We start from the raw sequence: 18,399 nt of genomic DNA, 5'->3' as shown, positions 1-18,399 counted from the left end.
CTATATTCTTGAAGTTTAAACCTGGAATGAACACGAATCAATCCTTCTTGGCAATTTCCGCAATCTTCTTTTTTACCTCGTCTATATGCAGCATTTTATTATTCCAGCATTTCTGGCTAAGGTCAACAGGATATGCTTCTGGATTTAAGGAACGCTTATATTCTTCCCATAAGAGCTGTAGATTTTCTTGGACATCTTTTTTTATTTTTGATAGTTTTGGCAGCTCATAGACAAGTGTACCATCAACGATAATAGGAGCTAATAAATGTTTCGCCTCAAAATCAGATACATATTTGCTGACATATGTATGAACAGGGTGAAACATTTTAATCGTCTTTTCCTCTTCTGGATATTCATCATATAGTGTAATATAATCGCCTTCTGCCTTGCCAGTTATTTTATTAATGATTCTGTACACTTTCTTTCTGCCGGGTGTTGTAACTTTTTCGGTGTTGCTGGAAATTTTAATTGTATCTTGCATTTCTCCGTTTTCATCCTCAATCGACACAATTTTATAGACAGCTCCCAATGCTGGTTGATCGTAAGCAGTAATGAGCTTCGTTCCTACTCCCCAAATATCAATTTTAGCGCCCTGGGACTTTAAATGAAGGATCGTATATTCATCTAAGTCACTAGAGGCGACAATTTTTGCATCCTTAAATCCAGCATCATCTAACATTTTTCGCGCTTTTTTTGACAAAAATGCCATATCTCCACTATCTAAGCGGATGCCAATAAAATTGATGCGGTCACCGAGCTCTTTCGCAACCCGAATAGCCGTTGGGACTCCCGTCTTTAATGTATCATATGTATCGACAAGAAAAACGCAGTCTCGATGGCTTTCCGCATATTTGAGAAATGCAGTATATTCATCCCGATAAGCTTGAATCATGGAATGAGCATGCGTCCCAGCAACTGGTATTCCAAATAATTTTCCCGCTCTAACATTACTCGTCGCATCAAAACCGCCGATATATGCTGCTCTCGTCCCCCAAATTGCTGCATCCATTTCCTGCGCACGCCTCGATCCAAATTCCAGTAGAAGCTCTTCGCCAACAACCTGTTTCATTCTAGCTGCTTTTGTCGCAATTAACGTTTGATAATTCACAATATTAAGGATGGCTGTTTCAATTAGCTGCGCTTCTGCTAAACTTGCTTCTACCCTTATAATTGGCTCATTTGCAAACACTAATTCACCTTCACTAACTGAATGAATCGTACCTGTAAATGATAATTCACTTAAATAGTCCAAAAATGCCTCCTCGTAGAGCAGGGTTTCTCGCAAGTAATCAATATCACTCTTTGTAAAGCGAAAATCTGTCAAGTATTGGATAATTCGTTCTAAGCCTGCAAATACAGCGAAACCATTTTTAAATGGCATTCTGCGAAAAAAAACTTCAAATACTGCTTTTCGGTGATGAATGCCGTCATTCCAATAAGTTTTTGCCATGTTTATTTAATATAAGTCTGTGTGAAGACTTAAACTATCGTCGTCATAATGTCTCACAAATCGTCACTCCTCTAATAACGTAAACTAGTATAAAAAATTCCTTTTATCTGTTATTCTAACATAAGATACATAATATAAACTTGTTTAGTGGATTCAAAACCGTACATGATTGAAAAGAGTACGTTTAGACCCCAAAAGAAAAAGGCTCCATTTCAAGTGATCAACATGTACATTACTTATATGAATATCTACATCTAGAACGAGAGATCCCTTTACAGTTTTAGGAGGAAATTCATAAATGAAGTTAGATCACTTATATCAACCATATCCTTCCCAGCGCAGTACAATGTTTGCTCGCAATGGAATGGTAGCAACATCACAACCGCTCGCTTCTCAAGCTGGATTGGAAATATTAAAAAAAGGCGGCAATGCCGTAGACGCAGCGATTGCAACCGCTGCAGCCTTAACGGTTGTAGAGCCAACATCAAATGGAATTGGCGGCGATGCATTCGCGCTTATTTGGAGTGATGGCCAGCTTCATGGCTTAAACGCAAGCGGCCCAGCTCCGCAAAAAATCTCCGTAGATGCTATAAAAAAACGGGGTTTTGATTCTATGCCTGCATATGGCGTCTTGCCAATCACTGTCCCTGGCGTACCAGCAGCGTGGGCCGCCTTATCAGAAAGATTTGGCAAATTGCCATTATCAGTAGTAATGGAGCCAGCTATTCGTTATGCTGAAGAGGGATACCCATTGACACCTATTCTCGGGAAGTTTTGGAAAATTTCGTATCATCGTTTTCGAGAGATATTTCAGACAAAAGCATTTGCTCCATGGTTCGACACATTTGCGCCAGAGGGAAGAGCACCTGAAATTGGAGAGATTTGGCGATCGCCTGCACATGCAGCAACATTACAGTCGATAGCTGATACGAAGGCGGAAAGCTTTTATCGTGGAATATTAGCAGAAAAGATCGCGAGTTTCATAGAAAAGCACGATGGTTTCTTATCATTAGAGGATCTTGCAGCTTATAAAGTAGAATGGGTGCAGCCCATTTCTATTCCCTACCGCGGCTACAATGTATGGGAGATACCGCCAAATGGCCAAGGAATCGTTGCATTAATGGCATTAAATATAATCAAGGGTTTCGATTTTACAGAAAAAGATTCTGTAGAATCCTATCATAAGCAAATTGAAGCAATGAAACTAGCATTTACAGATGGCAAAGCATTTATCACTGATCCGACAGAAATGCATCTTTCTGTAGAAGAGCTTCTGTCAGATTCCTATGGTGAAATACGACGCGCTCTAATTGGAGAAACGGCATTGGAACCTATGCCGTATAAACAGCCAGTCGGTGGAACTGTTTATTTAGCTGCAGCAGACGGCGAAGGGCAAATGATTTCTTTTATTCAAAGCAATTATATGGGATTTGGCTCTGGAATTGTCGTGCCCGAAACTGGAATAGCTCTCCAAAACCGAGGACATGATTTTTCCCTTGATGAGCATCATCCAAATGTTCTAAAGCCTGGTAAGAAAACATATCATACGATTATTCCTGGATTTCTAACGCAAGGCGAACATGCAGTCGGCCCCTTTGGTGTAATGGGAGGATATATGCAGCCTCAAGGCCACTTCCAAGTAATCATGAATTCAATTGATTTTCATTTAAACCCGCAGGCAGCATTAGACGCACCTCGATGGCAATGGGTCGAAGGGAAAAAAGTTATGCTCGAACCACACTTTCCTAATTATCTAGCACAAGCACTTGCTAGGAAAGGACATGACATTCAGCTTGCTGTTGATTCCGGAAGTTTTGGCCGCGGTCAGATTATATGGCGCGACCCACAGACCAATGTATTAATGGGCGGAACTGAATCACGGACAGATGGAGCTATTGCAGCTTGGTAGCTTCACTTTTATTTCATAAAACAGCTACGTAAAGGCAGTGGTAATATGATTCAAAAAGATATTTTTGTTGCTTTTTTTCGGTCTGGAATTTTAGGCTATGGAGGGGGTCCATCAGCTATTCCATTAGTTCACAGAGAAGTAGTCAAAACTTATCAGTGGATGAGTGATGAAGAGTTTGCAGATATACTTGCACTTGCCAATGCGCTGCCCGGACCAATCAATACAAAAATGGCAGGCTATATTGGATTGAGAGTCGGCGGATTTTGGGGGATGATCAACGCTATCTTTGCGACAATTGTACCGACAGTCGTATTAATGGTTCTCCTATTAACAATATTAAATACGTATAAGGATGAACCTTGGGTAATGGGAATGTCCCAGGCTGTGATTCCAGTTGCTGGCGTTCTCATGGGTGTTCTAACATGGGACTTTATCGTAAAATCTAAAGCATCACTTGGCTGGAAATGGACCCTTTTCCTTTTAGGGATTAGTATTGTGATCCTTCAGCTCCTTGGCATTCACCCTGCATTGTTCATCGGTGCCCTCTTAGGAGCTGCTCTAATGACGAAGCAAAAAAAGGAAAAACCAGGCAGGAGAAGGATATCATGATATATTGGCAAATTTTTTGGGCGTTTTTTCTTCCCGGAATATTAGGCTATGGAGGAGGGCCATCCTCTATTCCATTGATTGAAAATGAAGTCGTTGGGCGCTACGGATGGCTTACTGTTCATGAATTTAGTGAAGTATTGGCCTTAGGCAATGCACTGCCTGGCCCAATCGCTACTAAAATGGCAGGCTATATCGGCTATCAACAAGCTGGCATTCCAGGTGCAGCAATCGCACTTTTTGCTACGGTTGCACCTTCATTAATCCTTATGTTGGTTCTATTAGGCATTTTATTAAAATACAAACATTCACCTAAAGTAAAGAAAATGACACAGCTTGTTAGACCAGCGATCGCCATTCTTCTCGGCATTATGACTGTAAATTTTTTCGCAAACTCAGTTACAAGCATCGGGATCATACAAACAATTGCAATTGGAGCAATCAGCTTACTCATGCTAGAAAAATGGCACATTCATCCCGCTTATGTAATCGGTGGTGCTTTAGTATATGGAGCATTTTTCTTAGGATAGCTTTTTTTTAGAATAAGAAATGTTTATGGCTGGTGCAAAAACAATCTGCTCCAGCCTTTTATTAATTTGTGGTCACTTACATGATTAACTATAGAAATATTTTAAGAGGATACTATGTCCATTATAAGGACATGTATTCTCTTTTTTAATATATTAAATAGTTGAATGGGTTTTTAAAAATATGTCTACTAATGATTCATGTTTTTTGAAAGTATACACGATTATACGAGAAATGAACTATCGTCGTATGTAAATCTAAATATTGATGAAGATGGGAATGAGAAATTACCTAAAGAAACTAAATAAGGAAGTGAAGATTAAACAAAGAGTAACAAATTCATAGCAAAATATCATAAAATCAGTGTCAGCAGTAAAAAAATTTCTTCAGGGATTACAAGAGGTTCATTCGATTTAGCACCTGAAAAAGATATTAGAGTACTTATTTTTCCAGAAGATAAACCAAAATAGTTAAATATTTTTAAAAAGTTGAACCTATTATGGTTTGATAATCGTCTAATAGCAGAATTCGAAATAGGTTGAAGGGGGGATAGTAGATTGGACAAAGCAGAAAAAGATCTCCTATTAGAAAAAGTGATGATTGAATATGGTAATGAGTTGGTACGATTGGCATTTTCTTATGTGAAAGATACAGAGAGTGCTAAGGACATGGTTCAAAATACGTTTATCAAATGCTACAAAAACCTTGATTCGTTTCGATTTGACGCACAAATAAAAACATGGCTCTATCGTATAACAATTAACGAATGTAAAGATTATTTAAAAAGTTGGAATTACAAAATGGTACAGGTAAAAAGTTTTATAAATGAAACAGCAAAGTCAATATTACCATCAACAGAAAGAACAGTTATCGATAAATACAATAATGAAAAAATAAAAGATACTATCTTTTCTCTTCCAAAAGTGTATCGAGAAGTGGTTTATCTATACTACTATGAGTCATTAAAGACAGAGGAAATTGCCGAAGTTTTGGATATTTCAGTTAATACAGTGAAAACTCGATTAAGAAGAGCAAAACAAAGATTAGAGCCGATGATAAAGGAGGCAAAACTTAATGAAAGATAAACGATTAAGAGATAAGTTTTATAATACGTCTGATCAAGAACTAAGATTTACGAAAGAAGACCGTAATGAAGTGTTTGAACAAATTCATAAATTGGAGAAGAATAATACAAAAAAGAAATCACTTGTTTCTTCTTTAAAAAAATTTGCTCCACTTACAGCTTCTTTATTAGTGGTAGGCTTGTGTATATTTTTGTTTATTCCATCGATTCTACCTGGAAACTTTAATAATGAAAATAAGGAAAGTAATGCAAGTGAATCAGTATTTAAAGAAGACGAGTTTTTAACCACTCTATTAACGGTGAAAGACGATAATAATAGAATACCTATTAACCTTTTACTTACTTATAGTAAAGATAAAAAGATAATGAAAGTGCTATCTATCCCTCGTGATACTTATGTTCCGATATTGGATAAGATTGACGGAGCTACTTCATATGATAAATTGACATTTGCTTATGATTACAGTTCAGGAGGAGCTGAAAATGTAAGAACAACAGTTTCTAAGCTATTTGATTTAACAATTGATTATTATGCTGTTATGGATTTAGAAACCCTTTCATCAATGATTGATTCAGTGAATGGTATAGATTACGACTTGCAAGAAGATATTCGAGTAAGAGCTATATCTAGAGTGGCATTTGAATTCAAAAAGGGGACGAATCGTTTGAATGGAGAAGAGGTTGCGGCATTAATGATGGATGCTACAGTGGGAAGAAGCTTGGATGAAGAAGACCAATTAAACCTCATTTATGCAGTTATAAATCAAACAATAAACGTATTACCACAAACAAAATTAAAACAATTTACTACTAAAATAGAAGGCAATATTCCAATTGAACAATTGTTAGAGAATAAAATGGAACTTCCCCCGTTACAATCGGTATCATTATTGGATGGAATAAAAAATGAAATGATAGATGGGGCTTACTATATTAAATTTGAGAAAGACTTTTTAAATTCAGTTTCAAAAGAGTTAACCACATTTAACTACTAAATAGAGATTGAAAATTTCCGGAAAAATCTTTAATGACTTAAGGATGTGATTTTATACTGAGATAAGATAAAGGTATGTTAATTAAAGGTAGATTAACGCACCTTTTTTGAATAATTTTACTAATCTTGATAACTGTATTTCGGTTGGCGAATATTCAAGTAACGGGCGCGATTGTAGAGGAGTATTCATATAAAAAAGCTGTTTGACATATTAGTCATGTATAATATGTCAAACAGCCTATGTTTTTTGCTTTTTTTAAATTCAGGTCTTGATAAATAACGAGGTTGTAGTTGAAACGATTCTTGCTCTGGAAAGAGCCTCTCTGTACTTCTCTGCGTTCCTTTTTTCCCAATTGTTCAAGCAACAAGCCATATCATCCCGTCTTTTGATTTTGAGAAAATCTACACATAATGACTGATAACGATCGGAAGCAAGCCACCAATTAAATGCGTCTTCCTTCTGATCATCCGAGATTAGTTCGGAATAATTGGCAGTGACATTGATGACAACCTAGATTTTTCATGAAAAATTTGCTGCGTAGCTTTTACAGTTTCTGTATCTGTCGCAGGATCCTTTCCCGTATTTGTGTTAGGGAAAATGAGATGATCTGCACTTGAAGTGATTGATAGGCGAATGCGATGCCCTTTCCGAAACGTATTGGCGATTTTAGAAGTGAGTATCTCATATTTTTCTACTTCATTTGGCGTTAAAAGTACCTCTTGATGGAAACCCTTCCGATATCGCGCACGGAAAACACCATCAGCCAATTTAATCGAATTTCCTTTCTCATCTACATCTGTAAGTCGGACTATCCAGTCAGTATCCTTTGCTGAGCTGGCAGCATATATTGTTACATTTACATCTCCAACAATCGTCAGCGGTTCAGTAAGCGGCGCTGACGTATATACTAATACATCTTCTCTCATTTCCACTTCTTTGTAATTTTCTGGTACAGCCACTTCGTTTTCTGACATATCAATTAAGTGTGGAGCCGGATGAAGAGGATCATAGATGAAACAATCTACTCCTTGCTGTACATCATCATCAAACAGCAGTTCGCCGTCTCCTTGCGACGTATTGGCGCTTCCGCTGCTGCTAAGGTACATGTTCGTCCATTGAATTTGTTCTGGCGGCCATTGATTAGCTGTTTTCCATTCATGATCTCCAACGACATAATACTCCACAACTGGTGTTTGCTCAATACCATTATCCATTTGCTTTAAATGATGATCAAACCAAGCTTGGTAATAATAATCTAGATCATAACGTAAGGCATTATTGCCGAATGGCACTCCATGAATATCGCGAGTCGTGTTAGCACTGTGCATCCATGGTCCAAGAATGATTTTTTTATGTTCATAAGGATAGTCCGCTACCACTTCACAAGCTTCAGTCGTTCCCATCCCATTATCATCATACCAGCCTGATACGATTAGAGCCGGTGCTTTCATTTTATCTTTATGTTGATACCAGTTGGATTTACTCCAGAATGAATCGTAAACGGGATGATCCATCCACTTATGCCAAAAAGCGACTTCTTTTCCCAAAGCGATTGTAGGAATTTCCCGCAGTGGTCTAATTTTTAACACTTCTTCCCAATCCGACCTTAACATGTTTTCGGGCCGAAACATTTTATCTACCATGGCAAACGCCCAAGCAAGCATCCCTGATGATAGTGGACCTCCTCTTCTTGGCATATCAACAAACGGCGTACCAGCTGTTACGATGCTAATCATTGCCTTTAAATGAGGATTGCCGCTTGCGGCTGCCGCCCACTGAACAAAACCACCGTATGATGCTCCAGTCATCCCAATACTGCCATTACACCAAGGCTGCTTTGCGATCCAATGAAGCGTATCATCTCCGTCTTCCATTTCCGAATACATTGGAATCCATTCTCCTTCTGAATCTTGCCTGCCTCTCGTATCTTGGATGACAACTGCATAGCCCCGCTGGATAAAATGATCATACAAGTGGCCATATGCCATTCTGCCGTAAGGAGTGCGAATTAAAATCGCCGGCACTTTTTCTTTCAACTCGCTAGGCAGCCAAACTTCTGTTGCCAGCTTCACATGATCACGCATTTCTACCATATGCGTTCCTATGTGGCTAACCCCATTGATAGCTTGAGAAATCTTTTTCTCCTTCCACTGTTGAACAGGTGTAAGATACTCATACCCTTCTCTTACAAGCACGATACAATTTTCTCTTGTCACCGTAATAAATGCAGTAGGCTGGCCATCTATTCCAAGGACATCGAGTGGATATTTTTTATTTCTTTCTACCCAAAGATGTTCATCATCTTCGTGTTTTTCGTATAGCCCTCCCCACAAAGTAATATATTCTCCTGTCTTCATTTTCAACATGTTTTCATATTCTTTAAAGCGCTCCCAAATGATGCGAGGATTTATTAGATAAACATCTTCATATGCTTTCGCTGTTTGGACAGTTAAAGTGTCGATATCCTCCCATTGAAGTTTACTAATATCTCGTTTTTGGTGTTGAATGCTATCTTTACCAAATATAAAAGTAGCATCATGAATCCCTGAACGATAAAGTAGAAATTTCTCCATAGTTCCTCATCTCCTCTTCTATTTTTCATATTATGAAAGAGTTTGTTCAAAAAGTCCCTGTAAAAGATGAATATTCCATTAAGCATTGTGTTGCATCCATTGTATAAATAGTTTAAGTATTCCGAAAAATTAACAAATAAAGTGAAACTTCCATGAGTGGGGGTTTTCTCTCATCCCCTACTCATAAAAAATAGAACCACACCTAATGTTGAAACGCTTTCTACAATCGGCATTGAAAGATTAAGTTGCGGATCAGCCCCTTTTAGAGCGACTGTCACGTTTTTGAAGAAAATTAGTGAAGAAATCATAAACCATCATACGTTCAATCAAATAACGGAGGATGTATTATCTTACGAAAAAATAGTGGAAATGGCCAGCAAACGCTAGGCCTAACTCGATTGTTATAATCATACAGCTACAGTGGAATAAAACATCGAGAAGTTATCGCCCTTTCAGCTGTTAAGTAGCGATAACTTCCCGTTCTGTCAAAAAAGTGAATATAGCATATTCTATTAGTATAGCAACAAACGATCACTCAAGTTTCATACTTGCTCTTGGCTTTCAAGCTCCTGCTGCATCCTCTGTGCTTTTCGATAACCGATCTTTGAAATAATAATGCTTATTTCATATAAAAGCAACAGTGGAAATGTGACCATTAGATGCGAGATGATATCTGGAGGTGTAATAAATGCTCCGATCACAACTAAAAGAAAGTAAGCATATTTCCGAACCTTTCCTAGAAACATTGGAGTAACAATTCCAAGTCTCGTTAAAAATAAAATAACAACCGGCAACTGGAATAAAAACCCAAACGGAATGGTAATTTGAAAGAGAAACTGAAAATATTCATTAATTCCAATCACGGCATTAATATTCATATTCCCTGAAAGGCGAAACATGAAATCGATCACAAATGGAAAAAGAATTAAGTATGAAAAGGCAATTCCCCCTAAAAACAAAAGCACTGAAACTGGAATATAGCTAAGCGTAATTTTCTGTTCCTTCTCATAAAGGCCTGGACTAACAAAAGCCCATATTTGATATAACACAAAAGGGGAAATGATGACAATTGCCAAAACGAATGTCATTTGCATATATACTTTAAATGGATCGGTAATTTTAAAAGCATTCATTGTCAATTCCTTGACATATTCGGAATGCTGCAAATACTTTATTATCGGTTGGGAAAGAAAGAAGCTTACTATGACTGCGATCAAGAAAATAATGGCAACGAAGATGATCCGTTTTCTCAATTCCTCTATATGTTCTACAACTGTCATATCGTTCTGACTCATAAACTTCATCCCATCATTTACTTAGAATCTTTTTTTGGTGCTTCCTCATCATCTGTTAAGCCTTTGGTGGCATTTTTAAACTCACGTAACGTGTTGCCAGCAGCTCTTCCTAACTCAGGCAATTTTTTTGGACCAAAGATAATTAAAGCGATTACGATAATTAATACTAAACTTCCTGGACCCGGCATCTGATGGCCACCTCCTTTTCTACTAATCATAACTTATAATCCGTGCTTTGGCTATGACAAATTATTCTCATCCTGTGAACTATCGGCATCTGTATTTGGATAATGCTTTAAAAAGTAAATCAATGACTGTAATTCAACAGCCAAATCAATATGATGAACACGCACATCTGGTGGTATACTTAAGCGCGCAGGCGTAAAATTTAAAATTCCTTTTACATTATAACGAACAAGCCTATCTGTAATTGGTTGTGCAGCCCCCACCGGCACAGTTAAAATCACTACTGAGACTTGAAAAGCAGTTAATTGTTCTTCTAGATCATCTAGACTATAAACAGGGACATCGCCAATTTTACGGCCTACTTTTTCAGGATCATTATCAAAAGCTAGTTGTATTTTCGTATTATTATTTTTCAAAAAATTATATTTTAAAAATGCTGTTCCAAGATTCCCTACACCAATTAGGGCAACATTAATCAATTCATCTTGGTCTAATGTTTTGCGAAAAAAAGATAATAAATAGTTCACATTATAACCATATCCCTTTTTTCCCAGAGCTCCAAAATAAGAAAAATCGCGGCGAATGGTTGCGGAATCTACTTTCACTGCTTCACTCAACTCCGCTGAAGAAACACGTTGCTTTCCGGATGCATGTAAATTTTTAATAAAGCGATAGTATAATGGCAGTCTTTTTGCTGTTGCTTGAGGTATTTTTGTTGTCTCTTCTCTCATATTTATCCCCCCTCCATAGATCGTGTTATCATGCTTCTCTTTTTTTGCATGAAACACATTTTTAACTTTGTCAGGCTTTTTCGAGCACAAAGCTGCTCTTTTCTTTGTGCTTATTTGGGATCAATCAGTTCTCTCGTTCTGTTACTTGCCTTTTATAATCAGGACTAGATACACCGCCCGTTTTTTCTAATAAGTAAGTATGGCCAATGACCATCCCTTTATCTATTGCTTTGCACATATCATAAACGGTTAAAGCAGCAACAGAAGCAGCAGTCAAAGCCTCCATTTCTACTCCCGTACTCCCTTTCGTCTTCACTTCCACCTCTATTTCTAATTGATAGCGATCAGCAGAAATTTGATGCCAAGTAAACTGAATATCGATGCCGTTTAATGGGATTGGGTGGCACATGGGGATTATATCCGATGTTTTTTTAGCTGCCATGATTCCCGCGATTTGGGCTACAGCTAGTACATCGCCTTTTTTTATTTTGTTATTCATGATGTGGTCATAAATCTCTTTTTTCACTTCAATACTGGAACGAGAGATTGCAGTTCGTATAGTCGTTGGTTTATCGCTTACATCTACCATTTTTGCTCTGCCTTGTTCATTAAAATGAGTAAGTTTCATTATTCACATACACCTCTTCGTTCATCATACACTATTTTTATGCGAATGTCTTTTGAACTATTTGTTAAAACAACGATGAATCGAATCTTTATTGAAAAGGGACATTTCATCGGTTATAACGATGTACAAATGATACGAGGTGAAAAAGATTAGAAAAGTAATCTACATGAACCTCCATTTTTCACCATAAGAGAAAAAATGTACTGTGAATTTAAGGCTTTATAAACGTGCCCTTTCATACTAACATTTGATATGATTGCCGATATCTGTGGTTATACGTTACACTGTAGCTATGATAGTATGAGGTGAATGTCAATGATGCTTTTACAAGTTCAACAGCTGACAAAATATTTCGGAGCTGAACTTATTTTATCCAATATCAAATTAGAAATGCAAACACGAGATCGGATTGCACTTGTAGGTCGAAATGGCGCTGGCAAATCTACACTATTAAAAATAATTGCTGGTGAACTGGCTACTGATAGTGGGGATATTATTAAACCTAAAGATGTATCCATCGGGTATTTGCCCCAAAATACTGGACTTGAATCGGAATTAACGATTTGGGAAGAAATGATGACTGTCTTTGACAATATAAGAGAGATGGAAAAAAACGTGAGAAGCTTAGAAAAACGAATGGCTGATCCATCCATCTATGAAAAACAGGATCAATATGAAAAGTTAATGAAAGAATATGACTTCTTGCAGACTAAGTTTAAAGAGATAGGCGGCTATCAATATGAAGCAGATACACGTTCTGTGCTGCATGGCATGCGTTTTTATGAACAAGATTATGATAAAGTGATTACCCACTTAAGCGGAGGGCAAAAAACACGCCTTGCATTGGCAAAACTGTTATTAACAAAGCCGGATGTATTAATATTAGATGAACCTACAAACCATCTAGATATCGAAACATTATCATGGCTGGAACAATACTTGCAAAATAATGACTGTGCCATTCTCGTTGTTTCTCATGACCGATATTTTCTTGATAAAATAGTAAATCAAGTATATGAGTTATCGAGACAAAGCATGACAAAATACAAAGGAAATTATAGTAAATATTTAGTTCAAAAAGCAGAAAGACAGGAACAAGAACTAAAAAAATATGAAAAACAACAGGATGAAATCGCCAAGCTTCAAGACTTTGTGCAAAAAAACATTGCTAGAGCCTCCACTACGAAACGAGCACAAAGCCGCCGCAAACAATTAGCACGAATGGAAATATTAGAAAGACCAAATGGGGAAGAACATACTGCGTCCATGATGTTTGGAATAAAACGTGAAACCGGCAATGATGTCTTGCATATAAATGATGGTGTTATTGGCTATCATGACACAGCTCTAGTCAAAAATTTAAACTTATCAATTCAAAAGAGGGAAAGCATTGCTCTTGTTGGTCCAAATGGAATTGGAAAAACAACACTTTTAAAAACAGTCATAAAGAAACTTCCTCTCTTAGAAGGCGACTTGAGGTATGGAGCTAATCTTCTCATTGGCTACTATGATCAAGAGCAGGCAACACTTACTTCTAACAAAACAGTGCTAGCCGAACTATGGGATGAATATCCTACAAAAAGTGAACGAGAAATTCGTACCATGCTCGGTCATTTTCTGTTTTCCCAAGACGATGTAGATAAACATGTGTCTACGCTTAGCGGCGGCGAAAAAGCACGATTATCGCTTGCAAAACTGGCTATGCAAGACGCAAATTTTCTTATCCTTGATGAGCCTACCAATCATTTAGATTTAGACAGTAAAGAAATATTAGAACATGCGTTAATTAATTACCCAGGGACAATCCTTTTTGTTTCCCATGATCGCTATTTTATTAATAACGTAGCAACAAAAGTCATTGAACTAACAAGTAATGGTGCAAATGTCTATCTAGGCGATTACGATTATTACATTGAAAAAAAACAAGAAGCGATAGAATTGGCTGCGTTTGAACAGCAAGATGTGCAAAAGGCTAAAGAACAGACGAACAAACAATCCTATCATCTAAACAAAGAAGCGCAAAAGCTTGAGCGCCAGCGTAAACGGCGTTTGCAAGAAATTGAAACAACAATAGAAGCTTTAGAACAAGAACTGCAGGAGAAAGAAATGTCACTTGCTGATCCAGAAGTTTATCAACAGCATGAAATATTTCAAAAAGTAAGTGAAGAAATAGAAGACATGAAATCTCAATTGGAGCAATTGATGGAGGAATGGGCTGAGCTCGAAGAATAAGTAAAACTTCCAATGAGTGAGGGTTTTCTCCATCCCCCTACCTAGCGCTTTTGATTCCTCCTGAGTCTTGACTTGCCAGGTAGATGTGGGATAAATGAAAGAAGGGTTTTCCGCTTTTGTGGACAACCCTTCTTCTTACCTACGCATTTAATTGTTTATGATTCTTGAAACGTCGAATATCACCTATTTCGCCAATGAGAAGAACTGCTGTTGCTTTACCGATACCAGGGGGGAAGAAATCAACACTTGATATTCGATTCGCTCTTTCGATAGCTCTTCCATTTGTTTTACAATTTGTTCTTTTTTCTCCTTTAAGTCCCCAATTCGTTTGGCGTAATCACGTACCTGTTCACAACATACATTCTCTTTGGGAAATCGCTGGGTACGAATCTTTCGCAGCTTCTAGTAAGGTTGTATGTTATCCACACTACAAGTTAATCAATCCACAGATCAACATTTTCCCCTTGGAAATATCCACAGATTTCTACACAATAGTTTTATTAAATTTTCATGCTATCTTTATAGTTATCCACTTTATCCACATAAAAAATCCTATTTATCCACATAAATGATGCTATTTTCTTTTTTTTATCCACTATTTAACCACAAATAGAAAGTTGTTGCTCACAAATTATCCACAGATTTACTAACAATACACACAGATAGTTGGGTTTACCTGGACATACCAGGTAGATGTAAAAGATAAAAGAAACGCCATCATGCTCTTTTTTATCGAGAATGAGACGTTTCTATATTTAGGCAATCTTTTTCCTATTCTTTAATCGTATAAGGGACTAAACGAAAACGATCGCTGTCTGCTAGACACTTGCCATTTCCAGCCCTGGAAACGCATTTAAATCTAATTCATTTCTTTTTCCTTTTTGAAAGAACACAGTTCCTGCTGCTGCTATCATTGCAGCATTATCTGTACAAAGAGTTAGAGGTGGAATTTTCACCTCGATTTCAGGAAAATCCTGAAATACTGCTGCCAACTTATTTCGTAATCCACGATTTGCAGCAACACCGCCAGCAAGCAAAACTTGTTTTACTTTGAAATCTTGAGCAGCTCGCAGCGTTTTAGCCGTGAGTACATCAATCACACTTGCTTGAAAGCTTGCTGCTATGTCATTCACATTTAATGAAATTCCTTTTTGCTTTGCGTTATGCAAAGTATTGATCACTGCAGATTTCAAGCCACTAAAGCTAAAATCATAAGAGTCGTCCTCTAACCATGCACGAGGAAGATCAATTACTGGCTTTCCCTCATGTGCAAGCCGATCGATATGAGGCCCCCCTGGATAAGGAAGCCCTAGCGTTCTTGCCACTTTATCGTATGCTTCACCAGCAGCATCATCTCGTGTTTCTCCTATCACTTCAAACTTTCCATGCTCCCGCATGAAGACTAATTCCGTATGTCCTCCAGAAACAACTAGAGAAAGGGAAGGAAATACCATCTCACTTACTAAGCGATTCGCATAAATGTGTCCAGCAATATGATGAACACCTACAAGAGGTATTTGACGGGCAAAAGCAAAAGCCTTAGCAGCATTTACGCCAACTAAAAGCGCCCCCACTAATCCAGGTCCATGGGTAACAGCAATTGCATCAATGTCCTGAACACACACTCCGCTTTGTTCGATTGCTTCTTCTAAAACAATTGTAATTTCTTCAACATGATGTCTTGATGCAATTTCGGGAACAACACCACCGAAGCGCTTATGACTTTCAATTTGGGAAGCGACAACATTTGAAAGAATCTCTGTACCATTTTTCACAACAGCAGCTGCTGTTTCGTCACAGCTCGTCTCTAAACCTAATATTAGTAAATCCTTGTTACTCATAATGTCACCCACATCACTTGGGCATCCTCATGGTTATCGGAATAATAATGCTTCCGAATCCCCCCTTTTTGAAAGCCTAGTTTTTGATACAACGATTGTGCAACTTGGTTGCTTACCCTCACTTCCAGACTCATGATAAAAGCCCCCATCTCTTTAGCAGTTTGCATCATTTTTGTCAGTAATGCCTCGCCTAATTTTTTTCCTTGATATGCTGGCAGTACTGCGATATTTGTTATATGAGCCTCATCTATAATAATCCATGCTCCACAATAGCCGATAATTTGCTGCTGATACTCCAACACTGTATAAACAGCATATTGATTATTCGTTAATTCATGGAAAAAAGCTTCACGAGTCCAAGGCAAAGTAAATGCCTGTTTCTCTACGTTTAGCAATCCTTCAATATCATCTAATACTGCATCTCGCAACAATATTTCATTTATGATATTTTTCATGATTGATGATTTCCTTCGTTTTGTTTTTCCAGCCATTTTGCTTCAGCTTCCACTAGACGAATATAATTTGGAACAAATGTATGTACGTCCTCGCCTAAAAGTGGAAGACCAAGCAATCCTAATTCACTTGGACGCGGGTTGTACAGAGAAACTGGAGCAATAAATGCTTGATCACCCATAATAGTATGGATTGTTTCTTCATGTAAACGAGTGTCATTGCCAATAAAGAGAATTTTTTCATCTTTTTGTTTTAGCTTTTCCAGCCAATCTTTTGCCAGAATATTTACATCTTCAACTACAACCTGTAATTGACCCTCTTTATAATGATATAGTCCCGTATATATTTTTCCTCTTCGTGCATCAATGAATGGACTAATAAATCCGTTGAAAAAATGAGCAGAACTAGCCATTACAGCAAGACTAGAAACACCGACAATCGGAATGTTTAAACTCCACGCAAGTGTTTTCGCAATTGTTACTCCAATGCGTACACCTGTATAGGAACCAGGTCCCTTCGCTACAACAATTTTCTCCAGGTTCGACGGATTCCATTCACAATCATGCAGTAAACGCTCAATTGCCGGCATCACTCTTATGCTATGGTTTTTTTTTAGATTTGTAATATATTCTCCAATCACTTTGGTATTGTTAACTAAAGCTATCCCTAAAACATCATTGGATGTATCAATTGCTAATACTTTCATGCAAATATCTCCTCACATAAGGCTGTATACCTATGGCCAACAGGATGAAGCGTAATGCTTCTTTTCTCATGGTCATCCCGAGCTATGTTAATAAGCAAATGTTCTTCAGGCAGCTGTTCTCTAATAAGATGTGCCCATTCAATCACGACGATCCCGCCGCCTGTAAAGTACTCATCAAATCCTAAATCTTCAAAAGCATCTTGGATGCGATAGACATCCATATGGTAAAGAGGAAGCCTTCCTTGATATTCTTTTATAATAGTGAACGTCGGGCTATTTACCGTTCTTTTCACCCCTAGTCCTGCCGCTATTCCTTTTGTAAAAGTGGTTTTCCCAGCTCCTAAATCACCTTCCAGAAGCAGCACATCATTGCTTTGTAAATGCTTTGCCATTTTTTCTGCAAACATCCTTGTTTCCTGTTCATCATTTGTTGCTATACAATATGTCATATCCGTTCACCTAATATTCTTTTTATCTTACTATTAGCTATTTTACCCTATAAGGGCTTATTGAAAAAGTTATTCACCCGTACAGAAGATCTCTCGTACATTTATGAAAGTCGTTGAAATGTATTTTGGAGACTGACTATCATTCTTTCTGCCTGAATCAATGCAACATAAATAATCAATGTCTTTTAAAACAAGCTTTTTAGTTCTTGTATCATCTTAACACATCACAAAGAGGAACTTCCATCCATGCAAACAATCAATCATTTTCCTGTCTTCATATTTACAGATATATTATTTTAAGAAAAAATATGAACCCGCAGTGCAGGTCATTGTTCGTATCTGTTCCTGAAACCATCTGCGGCATGACAAGCAAAACATGATTGTGCATTTAATTGTTCCCCATTATCGATATGAGGAGTTGGAGTTTTCCATGTTATTTAATCCAAACCATGGAGCATTCTCCCCTATTGGAATACCTTCCGAAATATAAGTTAAATATGCAACCATTGCTCTCATTTCATAACTATCATCAGGAATTTCAGTACCATCATACTTCTTAGCATACATCCATTGAGTGATTCTTTCTTTACTAAGAGGAATAGAAAAAAGGATGATCAAAAAATGAATCATCCTCTTTAGGTTGCCTGGCAATGTCCTACTCTTGCGGAGGGAAATCCTCCACTACCATCGGCGCAGAGAAGCTTAACTGCCGTGTTCGGGATGGGAACGGGTG

17 protein-coding genes, 1 rRNA gene and 1 pseudogene are annotated in these 18,399 nt (G+C 37.6%); 6 read left to right on the top strand and 13 right to left on the bottom strand.

Going from position 1 to position 18,399, the window contains the following annotated elements:
- Window positions 1-37: 37 nt before the first annotated feature.
- Window positions 38-1,450 carry a nicotinate phosphoribosyltransferase gene (locus J2S08_RS20370; protein WP_307232842.1) on the bottom strand — a complete coding sequence of 471 codons (1,413 nt, stop codon included), beginning with the start codon at window positions 1,448-1,450 and terminating at the stop codon, window positions 38-40.
- Between the two features lie 298 nt (window positions 1,451-1,748).
- Between J2S08_RS20370 and J2S08_RS20365 the strand changes: the two genes are divergently transcribed.
- The 5 genes from J2S08_RS20365 (at window position 1,749) to J2S08_RS20345 (ending at window position 6,572) form a co-directional block, all read left to right on the top strand.
- Window positions 1,749-3,359 carry a gamma-glutamyltransferase family protein gene (locus tag J2S08_RS20365; protein ID WP_307232840.1) on the top strand — a complete coding sequence of 537 codons (1,611 nt, stop codon included), beginning with the start codon at window positions 1,749-1,751 and terminating at the stop codon, window positions 3,357-3,359.
- A 45-nt stretch (window positions 3,360-3,404) separates the two neighbouring features.
- A complete protein-coding gene (locus J2S08_RS20360; RefSeq protein ID WP_307232838.1) occupies window positions 3,405-3,968 on the top strand; it encodes a chromate transporter in 564 nt (187 codons plus the stop codon).
- Window positions 3,965-4,495: a chromate transporter gene (locus J2S08_RS20355; RefSeq protein WP_307232836.1), complete on the top strand. Its 531-nt coding sequence runs from the start codon at window positions 3,965-3,967 to the stop codon at window positions 4,493-4,495. Before J2S08_RS20360 ends, J2S08_RS20355 begins: the two co-directional genes overlap by 4 nt.
- A 555-nt stretch (window positions 4,496-5,050) precedes the next feature.
- The gene (locus J2S08_RS20350; protein ID WP_307232834.1) at window positions 5,051-5,578 is read left to right on the top strand and encodes a sigma-70 family RNA polymerase sigma factor; all 528 of its coding nucleotides are present in this window, start codon (window positions 5,051-5,053) and stop codon (window positions 5,576-5,578) included.
- Window positions 5,568-6,572 carry an LCP family protein gene (locus J2S08_RS20345; protein ID WP_307232832.1) on the top strand — a complete coding sequence of 335 codons (1,005 nt, stop codon included), beginning with the start codon at window positions 5,568-5,570 and terminating at the stop codon, window positions 6,570-6,572. The genes J2S08_RS20350 and J2S08_RS20345 overlap by 11 nt, the downstream gene beginning before the upstream one ends.
- 473 nt (window positions 6,573-7,045) lie before the next feature.
- On the opposite strand, the gene J2S08_RS20340 is transcribed toward J2S08_RS20345, so the two are convergent.
- The 5 genes from J2S08_RS20340 to moaC all read right to left on the bottom strand — a co-directional run bounded on the left by J2S08_RS20340 (window position 7,046) and on the right by moaC (window position 11,988).
- Window positions 7,046-9,145 (bottom strand): CocE/NonD family hydrolase, encoded by a 2,100-nt coding sequence (locus tag J2S08_RS20340; RefSeq protein WP_307232831.1) that lies wholly within the window; start codon window positions 9,143-9,145, stop codon window positions 7,046-7,048.
- A 542-nt stretch (window positions 9,146-9,687) separates the two neighbouring features.
- Window positions 9,688-10,440: a twin-arginine translocase subunit TatC gene (gene tatC / locus J2S08_RS20335; RefSeq protein ID WP_307232829.1), complete on the bottom strand. Its 753-nt coding sequence runs from the start codon at window positions 10,438-10,440 to the stop codon at window positions 9,688-9,690.
- Window positions 10,441-10,457: 17 nt separating this feature from the next.
- The gene (tatA, locus tag J2S08_RS20330; RefSeq protein WP_307232827.1) at window positions 10,458-10,628 is read right to left on the bottom strand and encodes a twin-arginine translocase TatA/TatE family subunit; all 171 of its coding nucleotides are present in this window, start codon (window positions 10,626-10,628) and stop codon (window positions 10,458-10,460) included.
- A 51-nt stretch (window positions 10,629-10,679) separates the two neighbouring features.
- The gene (locus tag J2S08_RS20325; RefSeq protein ID WP_307232825.1) at window positions 10,680-11,357 is read right to left on the bottom strand and encodes a redox-sensing transcriptional repressor Rex; all 678 of its coding nucleotides are present in this window, start codon (window positions 11,355-11,357) and stop codon (window positions 10,680-10,682) included.
- A gap of 124 nt (window positions 11,358-11,481) precedes the next feature.
- Window positions 11,482-11,988 (bottom strand): cyclic pyranopterin monophosphate synthase MoaC, encoded by a 507-nt coding sequence (gene moaC / locus J2S08_RS20320; RefSeq protein WP_307232870.1) that lies wholly within the window; start codon window positions 11,986-11,988, stop codon window positions 11,482-11,484.
- 312 nt (window positions 11,989-12,300) lie between these two features.
- Here moaC and J2S08_RS20315 point away from each other — a divergent pair, with 312 nt between their 5' ends.
- Complete coding sequence (locus J2S08_RS20315) at window positions 12,301-14,217, top strand: ABC-F family ATP-binding cassette domain-containing protein (RefSeq protein WP_307232823.1); 1,917 nt, start codon at window positions 12,301-12,303, stop codon at window positions 14,215-14,217.
- Window positions 14,218-14,359: 142 nt separating this feature from the next.
- Here the strand turns inward: J2S08_RS20315 and J2S08_RS22680 are convergent.
- The 7 genes and pseudogenes from J2S08_RS22680 to rrf form a co-directional block, all read right to left on the bottom strand.
- Window positions 14,360-14,446 (bottom strand): annotated as a pseudogene (locus J2S08_RS22680) (transposase); the annotation flags it as partial.
- A gap of 589 nt (window positions 14,447-15,035) precedes the next feature.
- On the bottom strand, window positions 15,036-16,058 hold the full coding sequence (gene tsaD / locus J2S08_RS20310; RefSeq protein WP_307232821.1) for a tRNA (adenosine(37)-N6)-threonylcarbamoyltransferase complex transferase subunit TsaD: 1,023 nt from the start codon (window positions 16,056-16,058) through the stop codon (window positions 15,036-15,038).
- A complete protein-coding gene (gene rimI / locus J2S08_RS20305; RefSeq protein ID WP_307232819.1) occupies window positions 16,055-16,513 on the bottom strand; it encodes a ribosomal protein S18-alanine N-acetyltransferase in 459 nt (152 codons plus the stop codon). The genes tsaD and rimI overlap by 4 nt, the downstream gene beginning before the upstream one ends.
- Window positions 16,510-17,217, bottom strand: coding sequence for a tRNA (adenosine(37)-N6)-threonylcarbamoyltransferase complex dimerization subunit type 1 TsaB (gene tsaB, locus J2S08_RS20300; RefSeq protein ID WP_307232817.1), 708 nt, complete (start codon window positions 17,215-17,217; stop codon window positions 16,510-16,512). Before tsaB ends, rimI begins: the two co-directional genes overlap by 4 nt.
- Window positions 17,214-17,666, bottom strand: coding sequence for a tRNA (adenosine(37)-N6)-threonylcarbamoyltransferase complex ATPase subunit type 1 TsaE (gene tsaE, locus J2S08_RS20295; RefSeq protein WP_307232815.1), 453 nt, complete (start codon window positions 17,664-17,666; stop codon window positions 17,214-17,216). Before tsaE ends, tsaB begins: the two co-directional genes overlap by 4 nt.
- 402 nt (window positions 17,667-18,068) lie before the next feature.
- Window positions 18,069-18,284, bottom strand: a complete 216-nt coding sequence (locus tag J2S08_RS20290; RefSeq protein WP_307232813.1) for a hypothetical protein — start codon at window positions 18,282-18,284, stop codon at window positions 18,069-18,071.
- 24 nt (window positions 18,285-18,308) lie between these two features.
- Window positions 18,309-18,399: ribosomal RNA gene (gene rrf, locus J2S08_RS20285) — 5S ribosomal RNA — on the bottom strand; the annotation flags it as partial.

This window comes from Bacillus chungangensis, from assembly GCF_030812995.1.
GTDB lineage: Bacteria > Bacillota > Bacilli > Bacillales > Bacillaceae_C > Bacillus_CF > Bacillus_CF chungangensis.
This window is presented reverse-complemented; position numbering and strand designations above follow the sequence as displayed.

Bases quoted from the DNA above. Each gene is read 5' to 3' on its own strand.
- J2S08_RS20370 (WP_307232842.1), bottom strand. From the start codon at position 1,450: ATGGCAAAAACTTATTGGAATGACGGCATTCATCACCGAAAAGCAGTA.
- J2S08_RS20365 (WP_307232840.1), top strand. From the start codon at position 1,749: ATGAAGTTAGATCACTTATATCAACCATATCCTTCCCAGCGCAGTACA.
- J2S08_RS20360 (WP_307232838.1), top strand. From the start codon at position 3,405: ATGATTCAAAAAGATATTTTTGTTGCTTTTTTTCGGTCTGGAATTTTA.
- J2S08_RS20355 (WP_307232836.1), top strand. From the start codon at position 3,965: ATGATATATTGGCAAATTTTTTGGGCGTTTTTTCTTCCCGGAATATTA.
- J2S08_RS20345 (WP_307232832.1), top strand. From the start codon at position 5,568: ATGAAAGATAAACGATTAAGAGATAAGTTTTATAATACGTCTGATCAA.
- J2S08_RS20340 (WP_307232831.1), bottom strand. From the start codon at position 9,145: ATGGAGAAATTTCTACTTTATCGTTCAGGGATTCATGATGCTACTTTT.
- tatC (WP_307232829.1), bottom strand. From the start codon at position 10,440: ATGAGTCAGAACGATATGACAGTTGTAGAACATATAGAGGAATTGAGA.
- tatA (WP_307232827.1), bottom strand. From the start codon at position 10,628: ATGCCGGGTCCAGGAAGTTTAGTATTAATTATCGTAATCGCTTTAATT.
- J2S08_RS20325 (WP_307232825.1), bottom strand. From the start codon at position 11,357: ATGAGAGAAGAGACAACAAAAATACCTCAAGCAACAGCAAAAAGACTG.
- J2S08_RS20315 (WP_307232823.1), top strand. From the start codon at position 12,301: ATGATGCTTTTACAAGTTCAACAGCTGACAAAATATTTCGGAGCTGAA.
- tsaD (WP_307232821.1), bottom strand. From the start codon at position 16,058: ATGAGTAACAAGGATTTACTAATATTAGGTTTAGAGACGAGCTGTGAC.
- rimI (WP_307232819.1), bottom strand. From the start codon at position 16,513: ATGAAAAATATCATAAATGAAATATTGTTGCGAGATGCAGTATTAGAT.
- tsaB (WP_307232817.1), bottom strand. From the start codon at position 17,217: ATGAAAGTATTAGCAATTGATACATCCAATGATGTTTTAGGGATAGCT.
- tsaE (WP_307232815.1), bottom strand. From the start codon at position 17,666: ATGACATATTGTATAGCAACAAATGATGAACAGGAAACAAGGATGTTT.